General features: G+C 64.1%; 19 protein-coding genes. 15 read left to right on the top strand and 4 right to left on the bottom strand.

From position 1 onward, the window contains the following. Window position 1 precedes the first annotated feature (1 nt). The 9 genes from AC1RUR_RS37345 (at window position 2) to AC1RUR_RS37305 (ending at window position 7,766) form a co-directional block, all read left to right on the top strand. A complete protein-coding gene (locus AC1RUR_RS37345) occupies window positions 2-1,321 on the top strand; it encodes a TRAP transporter large permease (RefSeq protein ID WP_492853127.1) in 1,320 nt (439 codons plus the stop codon). A gap of 12 nt (window positions 1,322-1,333) precedes the next feature. Beyond that, on the top strand, window positions 1,334-1,792 hold the full coding sequence (locus AC1RUR_RS37340; RefSeq protein ID WP_492853126.1) for a DUF3237 domain-containing protein: 459 nt from the start codon (window positions 1,334-1,336) through the stop codon (window positions 1,790-1,792). 68 nt (window positions 1,793-1,860) lie between these two features. Then, window positions 1,861-2,157: a type II toxin-antitoxin system RelE/ParE family toxin gene (locus tag AC1RUR_RS37335; protein ID WP_492853146.1), complete on the top strand. Its 297-nt coding sequence runs from the start codon at window positions 1,861-1,863 to the stop codon at window positions 2,155-2,157. Between the two features lie 3 nt (window positions 2,158-2,160). Continuing rightward, window positions 2,161-2,460, top strand: coding sequence for an addiction module antidote protein (locus tag AC1RUR_RS37330; RefSeq protein ID WP_008135725.1), 300 nt, complete (start codon window positions 2,161-2,163; stop codon window positions 2,458-2,460). A gap of 154 nt (window positions 2,461-2,614) precedes the next feature. Then, the gene (locus AC1RUR_RS37325; RefSeq protein WP_492853125.1) at window positions 2,615-3,424 is read left to right on the top strand and encodes a crotonase/enoyl-CoA hydratase family protein; all 810 of its coding nucleotides are present in this window, start codon (window positions 2,615-2,617) and stop codon (window positions 3,422-3,424) included. Beyond that, window positions 3,421-5,304 carry a feruloyl-CoA synthase gene (locus AC1RUR_RS37320; protein WP_492853124.1) on the top strand — a complete coding sequence of 628 codons (1,884 nt, stop codon included), beginning with the start codon at window positions 3,421-3,423 and terminating at the stop codon, window positions 5,302-5,304. The genes AC1RUR_RS37325 and AC1RUR_RS37320 overlap by 4 nt, the downstream gene beginning before the upstream one ends. A gap of 25 nt (window positions 5,305-5,329) precedes the next feature. Further along, window positions 5,330-6,091, top strand: a complete 762-nt coding sequence (locus tag AC1RUR_RS37315; protein WP_492853123.1) for an SDR family NAD(P)-dependent oxidoreductase — start codon at window positions 5,330-5,332, stop codon at window positions 6,089-6,091. 10 nt (window positions 6,092-6,101) lie between these two features. Continuing rightward, on the top strand, window positions 6,102-6,521 hold the full coding sequence (locus AC1RUR_RS37310; protein WP_492853122.1) for an acyl-CoA thioesterase: 420 nt from the start codon (window positions 6,102-6,104) through the stop codon (window positions 6,519-6,521). A gap of 93 nt (window positions 6,522-6,614) precedes the next feature. Then, entirely contained in the window at window positions 6,615-7,766 is a 1,152-nt protein-coding gene (locus AC1RUR_RS37305; RefSeq protein ID WP_492853121.1) for an ABC transporter substrate-binding protein, read from the top strand. A gap of 147 nt (window positions 7,767-7,913) precedes the next feature. On the opposite strand, the gene AC1RUR_RS37300 is transcribed toward AC1RUR_RS37305, so the two are convergent. Together AC1RUR_RS37300 and AC1RUR_RS37295 are read right to left on the bottom strand one after the other, a co-directional pair. After that, the gene (locus tag AC1RUR_RS37300) at window positions 7,914-8,642 is read right to left on the bottom strand and encodes a glutathione S-transferase family protein (RefSeq protein WP_492853120.1); all 729 of its coding nucleotides are present in this window, start codon (window positions 8,640-8,642) and stop codon (window positions 7,914-7,916) included. Between the two features lie 35 nt (window positions 8,643-8,677). Beyond that, window positions 8,678-8,941, bottom strand: coding sequence for a hypothetical protein (locus tag AC1RUR_RS37295; RefSeq protein ID WP_492853119.1), 264 nt, complete (start codon window positions 8,939-8,941; stop codon window positions 8,678-8,680). A gap of 124 nt (window positions 8,942-9,065) precedes the next feature. On the opposite strand from AC1RUR_RS37295, the gene AC1RUR_RS37290 reads away from it, so the two are divergent. Continuing rightward, the gene (locus AC1RUR_RS37290; protein ID WP_492853118.1) at window positions 9,066-9,764 is read left to right on the top strand and encodes a helix-turn-helix transcriptional regulator; all 699 of its coding nucleotides are present in this window, start codon (window positions 9,066-9,068) and stop codon (window positions 9,762-9,764) included. 16 nt (window positions 9,765-9,780) lie between these two features. Beyond that, entirely contained in the window at window positions 9,781-10,104 is a 324-nt protein-coding gene (locus AC1RUR_RS37285; protein WP_492853117.1) for a YkgJ family cysteine cluster protein, read from the top strand. Here AC1RUR_RS37285 and AC1RUR_RS37280 read toward each other — a convergent pair. Both AC1RUR_RS37280 and AC1RUR_RS37275 read right to left on the bottom strand, forming a co-directional pair. Beyond that, window positions 10,101-10,499, bottom strand: coding sequence for a hypothetical protein (locus tag AC1RUR_RS37280; protein WP_492853116.1), 399 nt, complete (start codon window positions 10,497-10,499; stop codon window positions 10,101-10,103). The two genes, AC1RUR_RS37285 and AC1RUR_RS37280, sit on opposite strands and share 4 nt — an antisense overlap. Before the next feature lie 302 nt (window positions 10,500-10,801). Then, the gene (locus AC1RUR_RS37275) at window positions 10,802-11,149 is read right to left on the bottom strand and encodes a DUF3307 domain-containing protein (RefSeq protein WP_177248139.1); all 348 of its coding nucleotides are present in this window, start codon (window positions 11,147-11,149) and stop codon (window positions 10,802-10,804) included. 403 nt (window positions 11,150-11,552) lie between these two features. On the opposite strand from AC1RUR_RS37275, the gene AC1RUR_RS37270 reads away from it, so the two are divergent. The 4 genes from AC1RUR_RS37270 (at window position 11,553) to AC1RUR_RS37255 (ending at window position 15,421) form a co-directional block, all read left to right on the top strand. Further along, a complete protein-coding gene (locus AC1RUR_RS37270; RefSeq protein ID WP_492853115.1) occupies window positions 11,553-13,001 on the top strand; it encodes a TAXI family TRAP transporter solute-binding subunit in 1,449 nt (482 codons plus the stop codon). Window positions 13,002-13,124: 123 nt separating this feature from the next. Further along, window positions 13,125-13,343 carry a hypothetical protein gene (locus tag AC1RUR_RS37265; protein ID WP_492853114.1) on the top strand — a complete coding sequence of 73 codons (219 nt, stop codon included), beginning with the start codon at window positions 13,125-13,127 and terminating at the stop codon, window positions 13,341-13,343. Between the two features lie 166 nt (window positions 13,344-13,509). Then, window positions 13,510-14,619: a cyclic nucleotide-gated ion channel gene (locus tag AC1RUR_RS37260; RefSeq protein ID WP_492853113.1), complete on the top strand. Its 1,110-nt coding sequence runs from the start codon at window positions 13,510-13,512 to the stop codon at window positions 14,617-14,619. A 16-nt stretch (window positions 14,620-14,635) separates the two neighbouring features. Next, on the top strand, window positions 14,636-15,421 hold the full coding sequence (locus AC1RUR_RS37255) for an enoyl-CoA hydratase/isomerase family protein (protein WP_492853112.1): 786 nt from the start codon (window positions 14,636-14,638) through the stop codon (window positions 15,419-15,421). Window positions 15,422-15,637: the final 216 nt, after the last annotated feature.

Here is a 15,637-nt window from a genome sequence, read left to right as displayed (position 1 = left end):
CATGAGCACCGATGCCGTCGCCTTAATCGGCTTCGTTTCCCTGTTCGTCCTGATGCTGCTGCGCGTGCCCGTCGGCATGGCCATGGGCCTCGTCGGCGTCTCCGGCTTCGCCTACCTCGTCAACGGGACGGCGGCGCTGAAGCTGGTCGGCCAGACCTCGATGCGCACGGTCACCGACTACACCTTCGGCGTCATCCCGATGTTCCTGCTGATGGGCTCGTTCGTGTCCAATTCCGGCATGAGCCGCGAGCTGTTCCGCGCCGCCAACGGCTTTGTCGGGCATTTGCGCGGCGGGCTCGGCATCGCCACCGTCGGCGCCTGTGGCGGTTTTGCCGCGATCTGCGGCTCCTCCGTTGCGACCGCCGCGACCTTCTCCGCCGTCGCCTACCCCGAGATGCGCCGCTTCGGCTATCCGCAATCGTTCGCCACCGGCGTGATCGCGGCGGGCGGCACGCTGGGCGCGATGCTGCCGCCCTCCACCGTGCTCGCGGTCTACGGCATCATCACCGAGCAGGACATCGGCAAGCTCTTCATCGCCGGCATCATCCCGGGCCTGCTGGCGATGACCATGTACATGATCACGATCTTCCTGATCGGTTATTTCCGCCCCGACTTCCTGCCCAAGGGCAAGGCGACGCCGTGGCGCGAGCGCTTCGCGGGCCTGAAGGAGATATGGGCCCCGGCGCTGCTGTTCGTGTTCGTGATCGGCGGCCTCTACGGCCTGCCTTTCCTGCCGCGCTTCACCCCGACGGAAGCCGGCGGCGTCGGCGCCGCAGGCGCCTTCATCATCGGCGTGGTCACGCGGAGGCTCGACCGCGAGAAGATCCTGGCTTCGCTGCTGCAGGCGACGCGCACGGCGGCTGCCGTGTTCACCGTGCTGATCGGCGCGCTGATCTTCGGCTATTTCCTCACGGTGACGCAGACGCCGCAGAAGGTGACGGAATTCTTGACCGGCCTCGGCCTCGGCCCCTACGGCGTGCTGGCGCTGATCATGGTGATGTATCTGGTGCTCGGCTGCCTGATGGACGCCATGGCGATGATCATTTTGACCGTGCCGATCATCTTCCCCGTCATCACGCATCTCGGCTTCGACCCGATCTGGTTCGGCGTCATCATCGTGATGACCGTCGAGCTCGGCCTGATCCATCCGCCTGTTGGCATGAACGTCTTCGTCATCAAAAGCGTGGTGAAGGACGTCTCCTTCTCCACCATCTTCAAGGGTGTGATTCCGTTCGTGGCGACCGACCTGGTGCGGCTGGTGATCCTGATCGCCTTCCCGCTGCTGGCGACGTGGCTGCCGACGCGGATGATGGCGCATTGACGAGGTGAAGCGATGACACCGATCCTCGAAACCAAATACGTCTTCACCATCACCGCTCGCATTGGCGACGTCATCACCGCCGGCGAGACCGGCATCGGCGTTCGCCGCATCATCCCGATCCTCGGCGGCGAGGTGAAAGGCGCGATATCAGGTCGGGTGCTACCGTTCGGCGCCGACTTCCAGACCATCCGGCCCAACGAGCTGATCGACCTCGAGGCCAAATACGCCTTCGAGACCGACGACGGCGCGACGGTGTACGTCGAAAACAAGGGCATGCGCTTCGGCCCGGTCGAGCTGCTGCAAAAACTCAAGCGCGGCGAGCCGGTCGACCCAAAGCTGATCTATTTCCGCACCGTGCCGCGGTTCGAGACCGGGCATGAGAAGTATCGCTGGCTGATGCAGCACATTTTCGTCGGCTCGGCCGCGCGCCACGCGGATCGCGTGGTGATCGACGTGCACCAGGTGGCGTGAGCGCCACGCCCTGCCGTGGAACTGCCTGGTCTGTTGACACTGCGATTGATGTAGCGTATACGCTACATATGCCGACAATCAAGAGAACGGATGAATTCTCTGACTGGCTCAGAAACCTGCGAGACCTGAGAGCAAAGGCGAAAATCCTTGCTCGGATCGATCGCTTAGCGCTCGGCAATCCCGGAGACGTTGCTCCGGTCGGAGGCGGCATGAGCGAAATGAGAGTCCATGAGGGCGCTGGATACCGGATCTACTACGTTCCGCGAGGCGAGGAGATCGTCGTTCTTCTTTGTGGTGGTGACAAAGGCTCTCAGCAAAGGGACATCGCGGTGGCAAAGCAGATCGCAAGTGAGTTGGAGGACTGAACCATGGCAAAAGCAAAATCATTTGACGCCGCGGAGTACCTCGACAGCCCCGAAATGATTGCGGCCTATCTCACCGAAGCCTTCGAGTCCGACGATCCGTCTGCAATAACAATGGCCATCGGCGCGGTAGCCCGCTCTCAGGGCATGGGCGCCATTGCCGAAAAAGCCGGCCTATCCCGTGAGAACTTATATCGGTCGCTTGGCGGCGAGGCCAAACCCGAATTTGGCACTGTGATAAAAGTTCTCCATGCCATGGGCATCAATCTCGTCGCGCAACCCCAAAGCGGAACGAAGGCTGCGTAGCTGCCCGGGGCTATCGGCGTCCGACGTTCGGGCAGCGGCTCTGCATCCGCATTGTCGTCTTTTTTCCGGGACCAAGCATCGGCTTTCCCCCGATCAGTCTTCTTGACTCCCCCAGAATTCGTTATACAACATAACTATTCTGATAAGGACGCAAATGACACAGGGAAACGCCGAAACCGCTGACGCGGGTGCCTCCGGGCTGCTCCGGATCGAGAGGGCGGACCGGGTTCTGACCGTGGGTCTGAACCGGCCGGCCAAGCGCAATGCGCTGAACGACGGCATTATCCTGGAAATCGGTGAGTATTTTGCGTCGCTGCCTGAGGATATCGGCGCGGTCGTGATCCACGGCATCGGCGACCATTTCTCCAGCGGTCTCGACCTGTCCGAACTGACCGAGCACGACGCCACCGGCGGCCTCTTGCATTCTCAAATGTGGCACCGCGTGTTCGACCGCATCCAGTACAGCCGCGTGCCCGTGATCGCGGCGCTCAGGGGCGCCGTGATCGGCGGCGGACTGGAGCTTGCCTGTGCGGCGCATATCCGCGTCGCCGAACCCTCGACCTATTTCGCGCTGCCGGAGGGGCAGCGCGGCATCTTCGTCGGCGGCGGCGGCTCGGTGCGGCTGCCGCGGCTGATCGGCGTCGCCAGGATGATGGACATGATGCTGACCGGCCGCGTCTATACCGCGACCGAAGGCGCCTCCTACGGCTTCGCGCAATATCTGACGGAAGCCGGCAACGGGCTCGGCAAGGCGCTGGAGCTTGCGACCAAGATCGCCTCCAACGCGCCGCTGACGAATTTCGCCGTGCTCCAGGCCTTGCCGATGATCGCGGAAGCCAATCCGCAGACCGGCCTGTTGATGGAATCGCTGATGGCCACGGTCGCGCAGAGCGACAAGGAGGCCAAGCGCAGGATCCGCGAATTCCTCGAGCACAAGACCGCAAAGGTAAAGCCGAAATCATGAGCGCGCAGCCGTCCTCTTCCAGCATGGAGCGCGGCGCGAACACTTTTCCGCTGCGGCCCATTTCGTTCGGCGATCCCGTCTGCAACATCGAGCGGCGCGACGACGGAACGATCTATCTCAAGCCAAAGCAGCCGCTTGGCGACTATCCCGTCCGCATCACCGACCGCCTGCATCATTGGGCGGCGACGACGCCGGACCGCGTCTTCATGGCCGAGCGCGAAGGCGGCCGCGGCTGGCGCAAGATCACCTATGCCGAGCTGCTCACGGCAAGCCGTCATATCGCATCAGGCCTGATCCAGCGCGGCCTCTCGGCAGAGCGGCCGGTGGTCATCCTCTCCGGCAATTCGATCGACCATGCGCTTCTGGCTTTCGGTGCGTTCTATGCCGGCGTTCCGTTCTGCCCGGTGTCGCCGGCCTATTCGCTGGTGTCGAAAGATTACGGCAAGCTCTCTTATCTGATGAAGCTGCTGACGCCCGGCCTGGTTTTCGCCGAGGATGCCGACAAGTTTGCGGACGCGCTCGCCGCCAATGTTTCGCTCGGCACGGAGATTGCGGCGTCCTACGGCCACGTGCCGGGGCGCGACGTCACGTTGCTCGCCGACCTCATGGCGAGCCCGATCCGCGGCGATCTCGACGCGGTCCACGGCAGGATCAGCCCCGATACGATTGCCAAATTCCTGCTGACGTCGGGCTCGACCGGCAACCCGAAGGCCGTCATCAACACCCAGCGCATGATCTGCGCCAACCAGGTGATGCTGCGCGAGACGCTCGCCTTCCTCAAGGACGAGCCGCCCGTCATCATCGACTGGCTGCCCTGGAATCACACCTTTGGCGGCAACCACAATATCGGGCTGACGCTCTACAATGGCGGCTCGATGTATCTGGACGCCGGCAAGCCGATGCCGGGCGGCATCGAGGAAACCGTGCGCAATCTCCAGGAGATTTCGCCGACGGTCTATTTCAACGTGCCCAAGGGCTACGAGTCTCTGCTGCCCTACTTACGCGACGACCAGGGCCTGCGCGCGAAATTCTTCGACCGGCTGCATGCGATGTTCTTCTCGGGTGCAGCGCTCTCGCCCTTCGTCTGGGACAGCCTCGACGAGCTCGCGGTGAAGGAGAAGGGCTATCGCGTGCCGATGCTGACCGGCCTTGGCGCCACCGAGACCGCGCCGTTCTTCATGTCGGTCAATCCGCGCACCAGCCGTTCCGGCCATGTCGGGCTGCCGGTCTCCGGCAACGATGCCAAGCTGGTGCCGAACAACGGCAAGCTGGAAGTGCGCGCCAAGGGCCCGAACGTGATGCCCGGCTACTGGCGCCAGGCGGACATCACCGCAAAATCCTTCGACGAGGAAGGATTTTACATGATGGGCGACGCGCTCAAGCCGGCGGACCCTGATGATCTCAACGCCGGCTTCGATTTCGACGGCCGCATCGGTGAGGATTTCAAGCTTGGCAGCGGCACCTGGGTCAGCGTGGGTCCCCTGCGCGCGCGCTTCGTCGCGGCCTGCGCACCGCTGGTGCGCGACGTCGTCATCGCCGGAATCAATCGCGACGAGGTCTCCGCACTCGTCGTGCTCGATCTCGACGGCTGCCGCTTGATCAACCCGACGCTGCCGGCGGACGATCTCATCGTCTCGACGCGCGACCGGCTGGTGCGCGAGGCCTTTCGCGAGCGCCTGACACGCTTCCTCGCTTCGGCCACCGGCTCCTCGACCCGGATCACGCGCGCGATCCTGATGGACACGCCACTCTCGATCGACAAGGGCGAGGTCACCGACAAGGGCTCGATCAACCAGCGCGCGGTGCTCGAGCATCGCAGCGCGCTGATCGAGGAGCTCTATGCTGCCAATCCATCGGACCGTGTGATATCGGTCGGCTAAGAAATCATCGCACCAGGAGAATGCCATGTTGTTGAAGGATCAGGCAGCCATCGTCACCGGCGGCGCATCGGGACTGGGTGCGGCGACCGCGCGCAAGCTTGCGGCGCAGGGCGCCAGGGTCGCGGTGTGCGACCTCAATGCCAAGCTCGCCGAGAGCGTTGCCGCCGAGATCAAGGGCGTGGCCGTGACCTGCGACGTATCGGATGCCGCGTCCGCCGAAGCCGCGATCGCGCAGGCGACCAAGGCCCATGGTCCCGCCCGCGTGCTGGTCAATTGCGCCGGCATCGGCGTTGCCAAGCGCGTCGTCGGCCGCGACGGCCCGATGGCGCTCGCCGATTTCGACAAGGTGATCAAGGTCAATCTGATCGGCACCTTCAACATGCTGCGCCTTGCCGCGACCGAGATGTCCAAGCTCGAGCCGCAGGCGACCGGCGAGCGCGGCGTCATCATCAACACCGCCTCCGTTGCCGCCTATGACGGCCAGATCGGCCAGTCGGCCTATTCGGCCTCCAAGGGCGGCATCGTCGGCATGACGCTGCCGATCGCGCGCGAGCTCGCGCAATTCGGCGTCCGCGTGCTGACGATTGCGCCCGGCCTGTTCCTCACGCCGCTGCTCGCCAATTTGCCGCAGGAAGCTCAGGACTCGCTCGCGGCCGCGATCCCCTTCCCGCGCCGGCTGGGCAACGCCGACGAGTTCGCCGCGCTCGCGCTGCACATGGTCGAGAATTCCTACCTGAACGGCGAAGTGGTTCGCCTCGACGGCTCGCTGCGCATGGCGCCGAAATAAGGCGCGGCACATGTTCGTGAACCGGCGCGACGTTCAGATCCAGTGGGGTGACTGCGACCCCGCCAACATCGTCTACTATCCGCGTTATTTTGCGATGTTCGACGATTCGACCTCGACCCTGTTCGAGGTCGCCGGGTTCTCCAAACAGGATCTGGTCAAAAAATACGGCCTGGTGGGCATCCCCATGGTCGACACGCGGTCCAGGTTCTACATCCCCTCGACTTATGGCGACTGGATCACCATCGAAACCAGGATCGAGAGCATCAAGCGATCGAGCTTCGAGGTGAAGCACAACGTCTACAAGGGCGAGGATCTGGCGATCGAGGGTTTTGAGACCCGCGTCCTGGTCGGCCGCGATCCTGACAACCCCGACAAGCTGAAATCGGCACCGTTTCCAGCGGAAATGGTAGCCAAATTCACAGGAAGTTAGGTCCGGAGCTAAATCGCCGCATCACCAAAAGAGGGGGCTGAATTACCCCCCGATTTCTGCTTTCAAAGAAACACGTCAAGGGAGGAACAAGAGATGAAACGCTTTTACCTGACCGCCGCCATCGCCGCGGCGACGCTTGCTTTGCCGGCCCTGCCCGCGCTGGCCCAGACCAGTGAAGTCACCATCGGCATCACCACCACCACGACCGGCCCCGGCGCCGCGCTCGGCATCCCCGAGCGCAACGCGCTGGAATTCGTGCCGAAGGAGATCGGCGGCGTGCCGCTGAAGGTGATCGTGCTCGACGACGGGGGCGATCCCACCACCGCGACCACCAACGCCCGCCGCTTCGTCACCGAATCCAAGGCCGACATCATCATGGGCTCGGCGCTGACGCCGCCGACGATCGCGGTCTCCAACGTCGCCAACGAAGCCGGCATTCCGCATTTCGGCCTCGCGCCCTTCCCGATCACGCCGGAGCGCATGAAGTGGTCGGTGGCGATGCCGCAGCCGATTCCGATCGTGGGCAAGGTGCTGTACGATCACATGAAGTCGAAGGGTGTGAAGACCCTCGGCTATATCGGCTACTCCGATTCCTACGGCGACCTCTGGTTCAACGATTTGAAGGCGCAGGCCGTGCCGATGGGCATGACCATCGCCGACGAGGAGCGCTTTGCTCGTCCCGATACGTCGGTGACCGGCCAAGTGCTCAAGCTCGTCGCCGCCAATCCCGACGCGATCCTGGTCGGCGCCTCCGGCACCGCGGCCGCGCTGCCGCAGACCGAATTGCGCGAGCGCGGCTATCAGGGCTTGATCTACCAGACCCATGGCGCCGCCAGCATGGACTTCATCCGCATCGCAGGCAAAGCGGCCGAAGGCGTGCTGATGGCGTCGGGCCCGGTGATGGACCCCGAGGACCAGCCGGACGAAGCCGCCACCAAGAAGCCGGGCCTTGCGCTCAACTCGGCCTATGAGGCCAAGTACGGCCCGAACAGCCGCAGCCAGTTCGCCGGGCATTCCTACGATGCCTTCGAGATCCTGAAGCGCATCATTCCGACGGCACTGAAGACGGCCAAGCCGGGCACCCCGGAATTCCGCGAAGCCATCCGCCAGGCGCTGCTGTCGGAGAAGGAGCTGGCGGCGAGCCAGGGCGTCTACAACTTCACCGAAAAGGACCGCTACGGCCTCGACGAGCGCTCGCGCATCCTGCTCACCGTGAAGAACGGCAAGTACACGCTGGTGAAGTAAACGCAGCGAGAGCTTTGAGACGACGAGAGCCGGCCCGATGGGCCGGCTGTTTTCACTGCCAGACTCAAATTGCAATTGAAGCCGTCATGCCCGGGACAAGCCCGGCCATGACGACGTCGAAGCTTCAGTGCCCCACAAGTGCGGGCCCTAAGCCGCCTGCCGCAGCGGAATCCAGGCGAACTCTGGATAATAGCTGTCCATCATGCGGTCGACATAGGCGGTGAGGTTCGGGAAGCCCTCGGCCCGCTGTCGCAAGCCGGACTCGAAGAACGGCGTCAGCATCCCGGCGAGCATACCGAAGGCGGTGGCATCGACGCCGCAGGGCTTGTTGCCCATCAGATAGCATTTGTCGCCGAGCTGCACCGAGAGCGCAAACAGCGAGCGCACCGCGAGATCGACGTCGTCGTCGGGCGCGTGACGGCCGAGGCCGGAAAGCAGATAGTTCTCGGCGACACGGAATTGCGCATCCTCGCGCAATTTTTCGCGATTGTGTTCCGGCGCGCCGTCGAAGAAATGCGCAGGGCCCTTGGCGAAATTGACCGGATCGACCCAGCGCGCGCCGACCAGCGCCCAATAGACATGATGCTCGATCATGCGCTCGAATGCCCAGGCTTGCGCCCGCTCGGTCAGCGACAGACCGGCGTCGAAATCGAAGCCGTAGCGGCGCTCGATATGGGCGCGGATGAAGGTGGAATCGGCCACCGCCTCGCCGCCGTCGTCGATGAACGGCAGCTGCCCCTTGGGCGAAGCGGGCGGCATCGCACGCTCCTTCCGATAGGGCAGTCCCGCCATCTTGAGCTGCACCTCCGTCTTGGTGACAAACGGGCTGATTTCCGGCAGGCCGAAGCCGGTGCCAAAGCCGTAAAGCGTGATCATGCGAGCTCTCCTGAACCTGCGAAAGTTGACGGAACCTAACGACCGGCTGCTGCCACCATGGTGGCAGCAGCCGTGATATCTTCTGCGAAACGGGCCCCCTGCCAGGCGCGGCCCATGATGTGGCGGGCCAGCGCGTCCGCGGCCTGGATCAGCGAGCGTGTCATCATGGTCGCGAGCGCAACGCGGAGGTCGACGACGGTGAGATCGAAAAACATGAGCCGGCTGAAGGCCAAGGCGTGCAGCATGGCCTGCACCCGCCACAGCGGACCGGCCGAGCCGAAATGGGTTGGGACGATCATGGACAAATCCTCTTCAGTCGATGTGTTGTCCCGGTATAGAACCCCCCTGCTGCCAACATCCTGTCAGCATCCACGCGCCGGATTTTGAACGGGCTGCGGTCAGGGATTTGGAAAGAGAATTGTCATGAGACGCGCCGACCGGCTGTTTCAGATCATCCAGGTGCTCCGGCGCACGCGGAAGCCGTTGACGGCGGATGCGATCGCAGCCGAGCTCGAGACCTCGAAGCGCACCATCTATCGCGACATCGCGACGCTGATCGGCCAGCGCGTGCCGATCCGCGGCGAGGCCGGCATGGGCTACATCCTGGAAAAAGGTTTCGACCTGCCGCCCCTCATGCTGACACCCGACGAGATCGAGGCGGCGGTGCTGGGCGCGCAATGGGTGGCGGGCCATGCCGATTCCACACTGGCGCGTGCGGCCGAAGATCTGATGGCCAAGATCGCCGACACCGTGCCTGAGCGCCTGCGTCCCTTCGTGCTGGAGCCCGCGAGCCGCGCGCGGCCGAGCTGGAACAGGGAGCCGGACCGCCTTGATATGGCGCGCACGCGCGCGCAGATCCATGAAGGCAAGAAGATCATGCTGCGCTATCGCGACGAGCAGGGCCGCCCCAGCGAGCGCATGATCTGGCCGATCTCGGTCGGCTATCTCGAAGCCGTGCGCCTGCTCGCGGCCTGGTGCGAGCTGCGCAGCGACTTCCGCAGCTTCCGCACCGACCGCGTCGTGGAGGCGACCTATCTCGACGAGAAATACCCTGAAAGGCGCGACGTGCTGCGCGCAAGATGGCGGCAGAGCCTGGTCTGGGGCCCGCCCAAGGATACCTGAAGGATACGTGACGACGATGGACGAGACATCCCCCATCGACCTGTCGACCTGCTGCCAGAGCTGCGGCGCGTGCTGCGGCTATTCGGAGAACTGGCCGCGGTTTTCGATCGAGAGCGACGAGGAGCTTGCGGCGATCCCGGAGGCGCTCGTCAATGCGCGGCAGTCCGGCATGCGCTGCGAGGGCGACCGCTGTGCGGCGTTGCGTGGAGAGATCGGGAAAGAGACCGCCTGCGGCATCTATGAAGTTCGGCCGGAGGTGTGCCGCACCTGCATGCCGGGCGACGCCGAATGCGCGATGGCGCGGCGGAAGTTCGGGCTGCCGTTGATCGAGCCTAGTTAGGCCGGAACGGCTTCACTGATCTCGTCGTCGAGCTCGTCATCGAGCGGTGCAAGCACCGAGAGCGGCTTGGTCGACAGCGTGATCGGCTTGCGGCCACCCGACAATGACGGCGCGGATTTGACCGCGCCCTCGCGCGACAGCGCGTAGAGCGTCGAGCCGACCCGGCCACCGTTCTCGATCAGATCCCGCTCGCTGCAGCTGCCGGCGATTGCGACCGCCAGCGAGTGCAGGTGGCTGCGGCGATAGCAGAACAGCGCCAGCTTCGCGCGTGCGTCTGGGGAAACACTCTCAACCAACCTCGGCAGGCCACTCTCGCTGGCGCGATACATCTCGCCAAGGAGCTCGTCGCGAACCGGGCAGAAATCGCTTTCAAATGCGTCGCGGCTTGAAAACATTGTAGTTCTCCCTCGTGTGGGGAAGATGCAGCGCAATTCTCTAACGAAAGGTTAACCACCCTGGGCGGTAGTCACCCGGGGTGCTTGCGCCCTGGCCGCGAATCAATGGGACGTGGCGGGGCTTTCCTGAGGCTTTCCTTGGGGCCATCCTTCGAGACGCCAGCCTTCGGCGGGCCCTCAGGATGAGGTCTTGGGATGACGTCTTGGCCAGGGGCGGGATCGTCGACCTCATGGTGAGGAGCGCCGCCTTCGGCGCGTCTCGAACCATAAGAGGCCGAGCACCCGCCAAGATTCAGCCGGTCTTAGTTCGCCGCCATGAAGATGGAGAGGCCGAAGCCGGTCAAATGGTGCAGCGCCTGGTCGACGCCGATCAGGGTCCAGAACCAGGGGTGCTCCTGGTTGACGCCGAAATTGGCCGAGACGAGTCCTTTGGCGCGGTCGATCGTGATGTGGATCACGAAATCGATCAGCGCCACGAACCAGAATTTCGGCGCGACGATCAGGATCAACGGCAGTGCAACCGCAAGGTGAATCAGGCAATGCACCAGGAGCGGCAGAGCCCAGCCGTGCTTCTGGTCCTTGCCATGCGCCATCCAGGCGGTCTGGAGGACGAAATCAGCGATGATGTGCTTGAACGTAAGCAACAACATCCAGCCAATGAGCGCTTCGACCGGAACCGCCGATGACATGGGTGGAAACGACAAAGCTGACGCCCTCATTGACGTGACAAGAAAAATTGGAGCGTTCAGCGCAACTTCTTCTTGGACCGGTCAAATCGCCGGGACGTCTGATTTATGACATCTCCCGCGGCGGAATGCAGCCGGGGGGAACCGGAAAATCGCCAACTGTGGCTAACTGGTGATAGGATGACCAATCGCCGCGCCGGCGTCGGGTAAGGTTACCTCCGGCTCGAAATTTGCATTCCGCCACCTTCGCGCTATCATTGGCGGCAGAGAATATCGTTCTTTTTTCAGACGTTTACGAATTACAGGGCGCACGCAGCGATCAGATCCGCGAGCCGCCCAAGACCCAGAATAAGGCCAGAGTGCTGCCATGAGTACTGAAGGCCCGACCACATCGTCGGTCGCAGAACCGCCGCCCCGGCGCCCCAAGGTGATCAAGACCAATCAGCAGCAGGTCCTGCTGTACGTCGTGCTGACCCTCCTGCTGTCGCTGGCCACCGTCTGGGCCGGCCGCACGCTGGTGCACAATTCGGAGACGCTGACCTTTGCCGTCGGCGCACCCAACAGCGACGAGGCGCTGTTCGCGGCCAAGCTCGCCGCGCTCCTGAAGAACAACGCCTCGCGCTTCCGCATCAAGATCGTCAACAACCCTGACAATGCCAAGGCGCTCGCCCAGTTCGACCGCAAGCAGGCCGACCTCGCCGTGCTGCGCACCGACGCCAAGGTGCCGCTGCGGGCACGCACCATCGCGATCCTCGAGCACGACCTCGTGCTCCTGCTCGGACCCGGCAGCAAGAAGATCAAGTCGCTTGCCGAACTGAAGAAGAAGAAGGTCGCGGTCCTCGCCGAGAACGAATCCTCGCTCGTCTTCGTCCGCAGCATCCTCGACGTCCCCGACGGTCCCGATACCGCAAAGATCCAGATGGCGCCCCAGGGCGCGACGCTCGACAAACTGCTGGCGCCGGCGAGCGGATTCGGTGCGGTGGTCGCGATCGTCCACGCCTCGAAAGCGGTGCGGGACAAGGCCTATGAGCAGGTCGCCAAACGCGGCGGCTTCACGCTCAACGCAATCGACGAGACCAAGACGCTGGCACGCAAATTCCCCGGCATCTCCGATGAAACGCTGACGGCAGGCACGCTGTCGGCCTCACCCGAAATTCCCGACGACGATCTCGAAACGATCGGTCTCGAATGGCTGCTGGTCACGCAATCCAAGATGTCGGCGACCACGGCCGGGGACCTCGCGCGCATCGTCTACGAGAACAAGGCCGCGCTCGGCCTCGACAACGGGTTTGCGACCCGCATCGAGCCGGCCTCCGTGGAGAAGGACGCTTTCGTGATGGCGCATCAGGGGGCCGCCGACTACATCAACGACGACACCAAGTCGTTCATGGATAAATACAGCGACCTGATGTATCTCGGCGCCGCCGCGCTGAGCGTCATCGGCTCGATCTTTGCCGCGATCTACGCCAAGATCACCCGGATCGCGCCGGAGAAGGCCAGCGAGCTCTCCACCGCCATCCTCGACATCGGCGAGCGCATCGAGCACGCCCATTCGCTCGATCAGCTCGAATGCCTTCAGGACGAGCTGGAAGGCATCCTGCGCGGCGCAGTCATCGGCCTCCGGGACGGCACGATCAGTACCGACGGGCTCGACACCTTCAAGCTCGGCTACGAATTCGTCCGCGACGAGATCGGCATGCGTCGCGACTACCTGAAACGCCGTGCAGGCGAGACCGACAAGACCGCCCACGATGCCGGCCCTCCCCAGCACGACGACCGCAACGTCGTGGTGGTCAAGACTGCGCAGAGCGCTTGATCCGCCGGGCTGGCGTCCTCGAGGCAAGGCTGGCGGACGCCGTCCGGGTGGATCAACGACCGGCGGCCGGGAACCCTCCCGATCCGCAACCGTTGGTTCCCGGATACAACCGGAGAACGCGCCATGCGTACGCTCCTCATGATCTTCCTCGTGGCAATGCTGACCGCGGCTGGCTATTTCGCTTATTCCGCAATGACGGTCGAAGGCGAGCCGATCCCGGCGGAAGGCTATGTGGCCCTCGCACTGGGGGCTGGATTTTCCGTGGTCGTCGGCATCGGCCTGATGATCCTGCTGTTCTTCAGCAGCCGCCGGGGCTACGACGAGCCGCCACATTTCAGGTAGCGGCTCGGCCGGCTACCGCACCCCGCCTTCGTCTCCCGATTCGGCCGTACCGCGGCCGGTGCCCGTCGTTGACGGCCTCGGCCCGGGCAGGCACTTTGGCACCGAAGTCCCAGCCGGGACCACATAAGCCACCATCGCAAGAGCCACCACCGAGCCGCCTTCCCGTATGTCCAAGCCGCTGATTTCCGCTCTGGCCCAGTTCGTGGCCGCCACGGCCGGCCGCAACATGACCAAGGCGGCCTATGTGGCGGTCACCGTCGGCGTGCTCAGCATGGTGCTGCTGACGGTCAACCCGGCCTATGAGACGACGCACCGTTGGGTGGATGCCCTGCTGTGGGCCTGCCTCGCCTATTTCGTGTTCGAATGGCTGGTCCGGCTGCGTCACATGTCGCAAACCGGACGCCTTGCGCTCTACATGTCCTCCTCGTCGGGCATCGTCGATGCGATCGGAGCACTGGCGGTGCCGGCGGCGCTGCTGCTCGGCGTCGAGCTGCGGACAGCCTGGCTGCTCAACGTGCTCTGGGTGCTGAAGGTGGTGCCGGGCATTCCGGGCCTGCGCCAGCTTCGCCGCGTGCTGGTGCTGGAATCCGGGCCGCTGGTCAGCGTGCTCGTGATCTTCCTGATGGTGGTTTTCCTCGCCTCCGTCGCCGAATATTTCCTGGAGCGGGACGTGCAGCCGCAGACGTTCGGCAGCGTCCCCGCCGCGCTGTGGTGGGCGGTCGTGACATTGACGACCACGGGCTATGGCGACGTCGTGCCGGTGACGCCTCTGGGGCGCATGGTGGCGGCGCTGGTGATGATCTCCGGCCTCGGCGTGTTCGGCCTCTGGACCGGTATCCTGGCAACCGGCTTTGCCGCGGAGACCCGGCGCGACAACTTCCTCAAGACCTGGGAATCCGTCAGCAAGGTGCCGTTCTTCGCGGCGCTGGGGCCTGCGGCCATCGCCGACGTCACCCACATGCTGCGGACCATGGAGCTGCCGGCGCGCACCATGATCATCCGCAAGGGCGCGCAGGGCGACTGCATGTATTTCATCGCCGCCGGCGCGGTCGAGGTCGATTTGCCGGGCAAGAAGGTACAGCTCGGCGAAGGCGCTTTCTTCGGCGAGATGGCGCTGCTCGGCAACAACATGCGCGGCGCCAACGTCTCGACCACGAAGGTGTCGCGGCTGCTGGTACTCGATCTCGTCGATTTTCGCGTGCTGATGGCGCGGCATCCTGACCTCGCCGAGACCATCGACGCAGAAGCCAAGCGCCGCACGCTCGAAAACAGGTAAGTAAAGGGAGACAAGAATGTCGGATATAGCCGACGCAGCCAGCAGCCCCGTGCTCGAAATCAGTGGCGCGCGCGCCACCATCCGCCTCAACCGTCCCAGGCATCTCAACCGGCTCCAGGCCGAAGACCTCGGCGAGCTCCTCAAGCTGTTCGACCGGATCGAGGCCGATCCCGCGATCCGCGTGCTGGTGCTCACGGGCACCGGGCGCGCCTTCTCGGCGGGCTACGATCTGAACTCGGTCGCCGAACGCGCGGTGAGCGCGAGCGAGCAGCAGAGCGCGGGCTCTGCCTTCGAAGTGGTCGTCAACCGGCTGGAGGATCTCGGCGTGCCGACGATCTGCCGGCTCAATGGCGGCGTCTATGGCGGCTCGACCGATCTCGCGCTCGCCTGCGATTTCCGCATCGGCGTCGATACCGCCGAGATGTTCATGCCGGCGGCGCGACTGGGGCTGCACTATTACACGAGCGGCATCAAACGCTACGTGACCCGGCTCGGCGTCGACAATGCGAAAAAGCTGTTCCTGACCGCGCAGAAGATCAGCGCGCCGGAGATGCTGCGGATCGGCTATCTCACCGACATGGTGCCGGTGGAATTCCTGGACGAGGAGGTCGACAGGCTCGCCGGCGTCCTCGCCGGCAACGCGCCACAGGCGATGCGCGGCATGAAGCGCGCCATCAACGAATTCGCCCGCGGCGAGCTCGACGAGCAAGCCGCCGACCAGCGCCACCGCGACAGCATGCGCGGCGACGAGATCAAGGAAGGCATCAAGGCGTTCGCGGAGAAGCGACCGCCGCGGTTTTGAGGGAAGATTGGTCAAGGGCCTAGGGGGAAGCGCCTCACGCTCCGCAATCGTCCCGGCGAAGGCCGGGACACATCGCAGGGAGTGGTTGTGGCGCGATGCAGGTAACTTCCGAGCCTTCGCCAAACTCAATTCGGTGGCCATGGGTCCCGGCCTTCGCCCTAGGGCATGCACATATCTCTAAGGCTCCATCCGGCTGAGAGGGCATGGAAGTATTGG

The sequence above is a fragment of the Bradyrhizobium sp. GW821-FHT12B03 genome, from assembly GCF_058807535.1.
Note: the sequence above shows the minus strand (reverse complement) of the source record. Positions and strands in the feature narration are given on the sequence as shown.

Coding starts and splice junctions, on each gene's coding strand:
- AC1RUR_RS37345 (WP_492853127.1), top strand. CDS start 2: ATGAGCACCGATGCCGTCGCCTTAATCGGCTTCGTTTCCCTGTTCGTC.
- AC1RUR_RS37315 (WP_492853123.1), top strand. CDS start 5,330: ATGTTGTTGAAGGATCAGGCAGCCATCGTCACCGGCGGCGCATCGGGA.
- AC1RUR_RS37270 (WP_492853115.1), top strand. CDS start 11,553: ATGAGTACTGAAGGCCCGACCACATCGTCGGTCGCAGAACCGCCGCCC.
- AC1RUR_RS37320 (WP_492853124.1), top strand. CDS start 3,421: ATGAGCGCGCAGCCGTCCTCTTCCAGCATGGAGCGCGGCGCGAACACT.
- AC1RUR_RS37275 (WP_177248139.1), bottom strand. CDS start 11,149: ATGTTGTTGCTTACGTTCAAGCACATCATCGCTGATTTCGTCCTCCAG.
- AC1RUR_RS37305 (WP_492853121.1), top strand. CDS start 6,615: ATGAAACGCTTTTACCTGACCGCCGCCATCGCCGCGGCGACGCTTGCT.
- AC1RUR_RS37295 (WP_492853119.1), bottom strand. CDS start 8,941: ATGATCGTCCCAACCCATTTCGGCTCGGCCGGTCCGCTGTGGCGGGTG.
- AC1RUR_RS37340 (WP_492853126.1), top strand. CDS start 1,334: ATGACACCGATCCTCGAAACCAAATACGTCTTCACCATCACCGCTCGC.
- AC1RUR_RS37255 (WP_492853112.1), top strand. CDS start 14,636: ATGTCGGATATAGCCGACGCAGCCAGCAGCCCCGTGCTCGAAATCAGT.
- AC1RUR_RS37300 (WP_492853120.1), bottom strand. CDS start 8,642: ATGATCACGCTTTACGGCTTTGGCACCGGCTTCGGCCTGCCGGAAATC.
- AC1RUR_RS37260 (WP_492853113.1), top strand. CDS start 13,510: ATGTCCAAGCCGCTGATTTCCGCTCTGGCCCAGTTCGTGGCCGCCACG.
- AC1RUR_RS37265 (WP_492853114.1), top strand. CDS start 13,125: ATGCGTACGCTCCTCATGATCTTCCTCGTGGCAATGCTGACCGCGGCT.
- AC1RUR_RS37310 (WP_492853122.1), top strand. CDS start 6,102: ATGTTCGTGAACCGGCGCGACGTTCAGATCCAGTGGGGTGACTGCGAC.
- AC1RUR_RS37290 (WP_492853118.1), top strand. CDS start 9,066: ATGAGACGCGCCGACCGGCTGTTTCAGATCATCCAGGTGCTCCGGCGC.
- AC1RUR_RS37280 (WP_492853116.1), bottom strand. CDS start 10,499: ATGTTTTCAAGCCGCGACGCATTTGAAAGCGATTTCTGCCCGGTTCGC.
- AC1RUR_RS37325 (WP_492853125.1), top strand. CDS start 2,615: ATGACACAGGGAAACGCCGAAACCGCTGACGCGGGTGCCTCCGGGCTG.
- AC1RUR_RS37335 (WP_492853146.1), top strand. CDS start 1,861: ATGCCGACAATCAAGAGAACGGATGAATTCTCTGACTGGCTCAGAAAC.
- AC1RUR_RS37285 (WP_492853117.1), top strand. CDS start 9,781: ATGGACGAGACATCCCCCATCGACCTGTCGACCTGCTGCCAGAGCTGC.
- AC1RUR_RS37330 (WP_008135725.1), top strand. CDS start 2,161: ATGGCAAAAGCAAAATCATTTGACGCCGCGGAGTACCTCGACAGCCCC.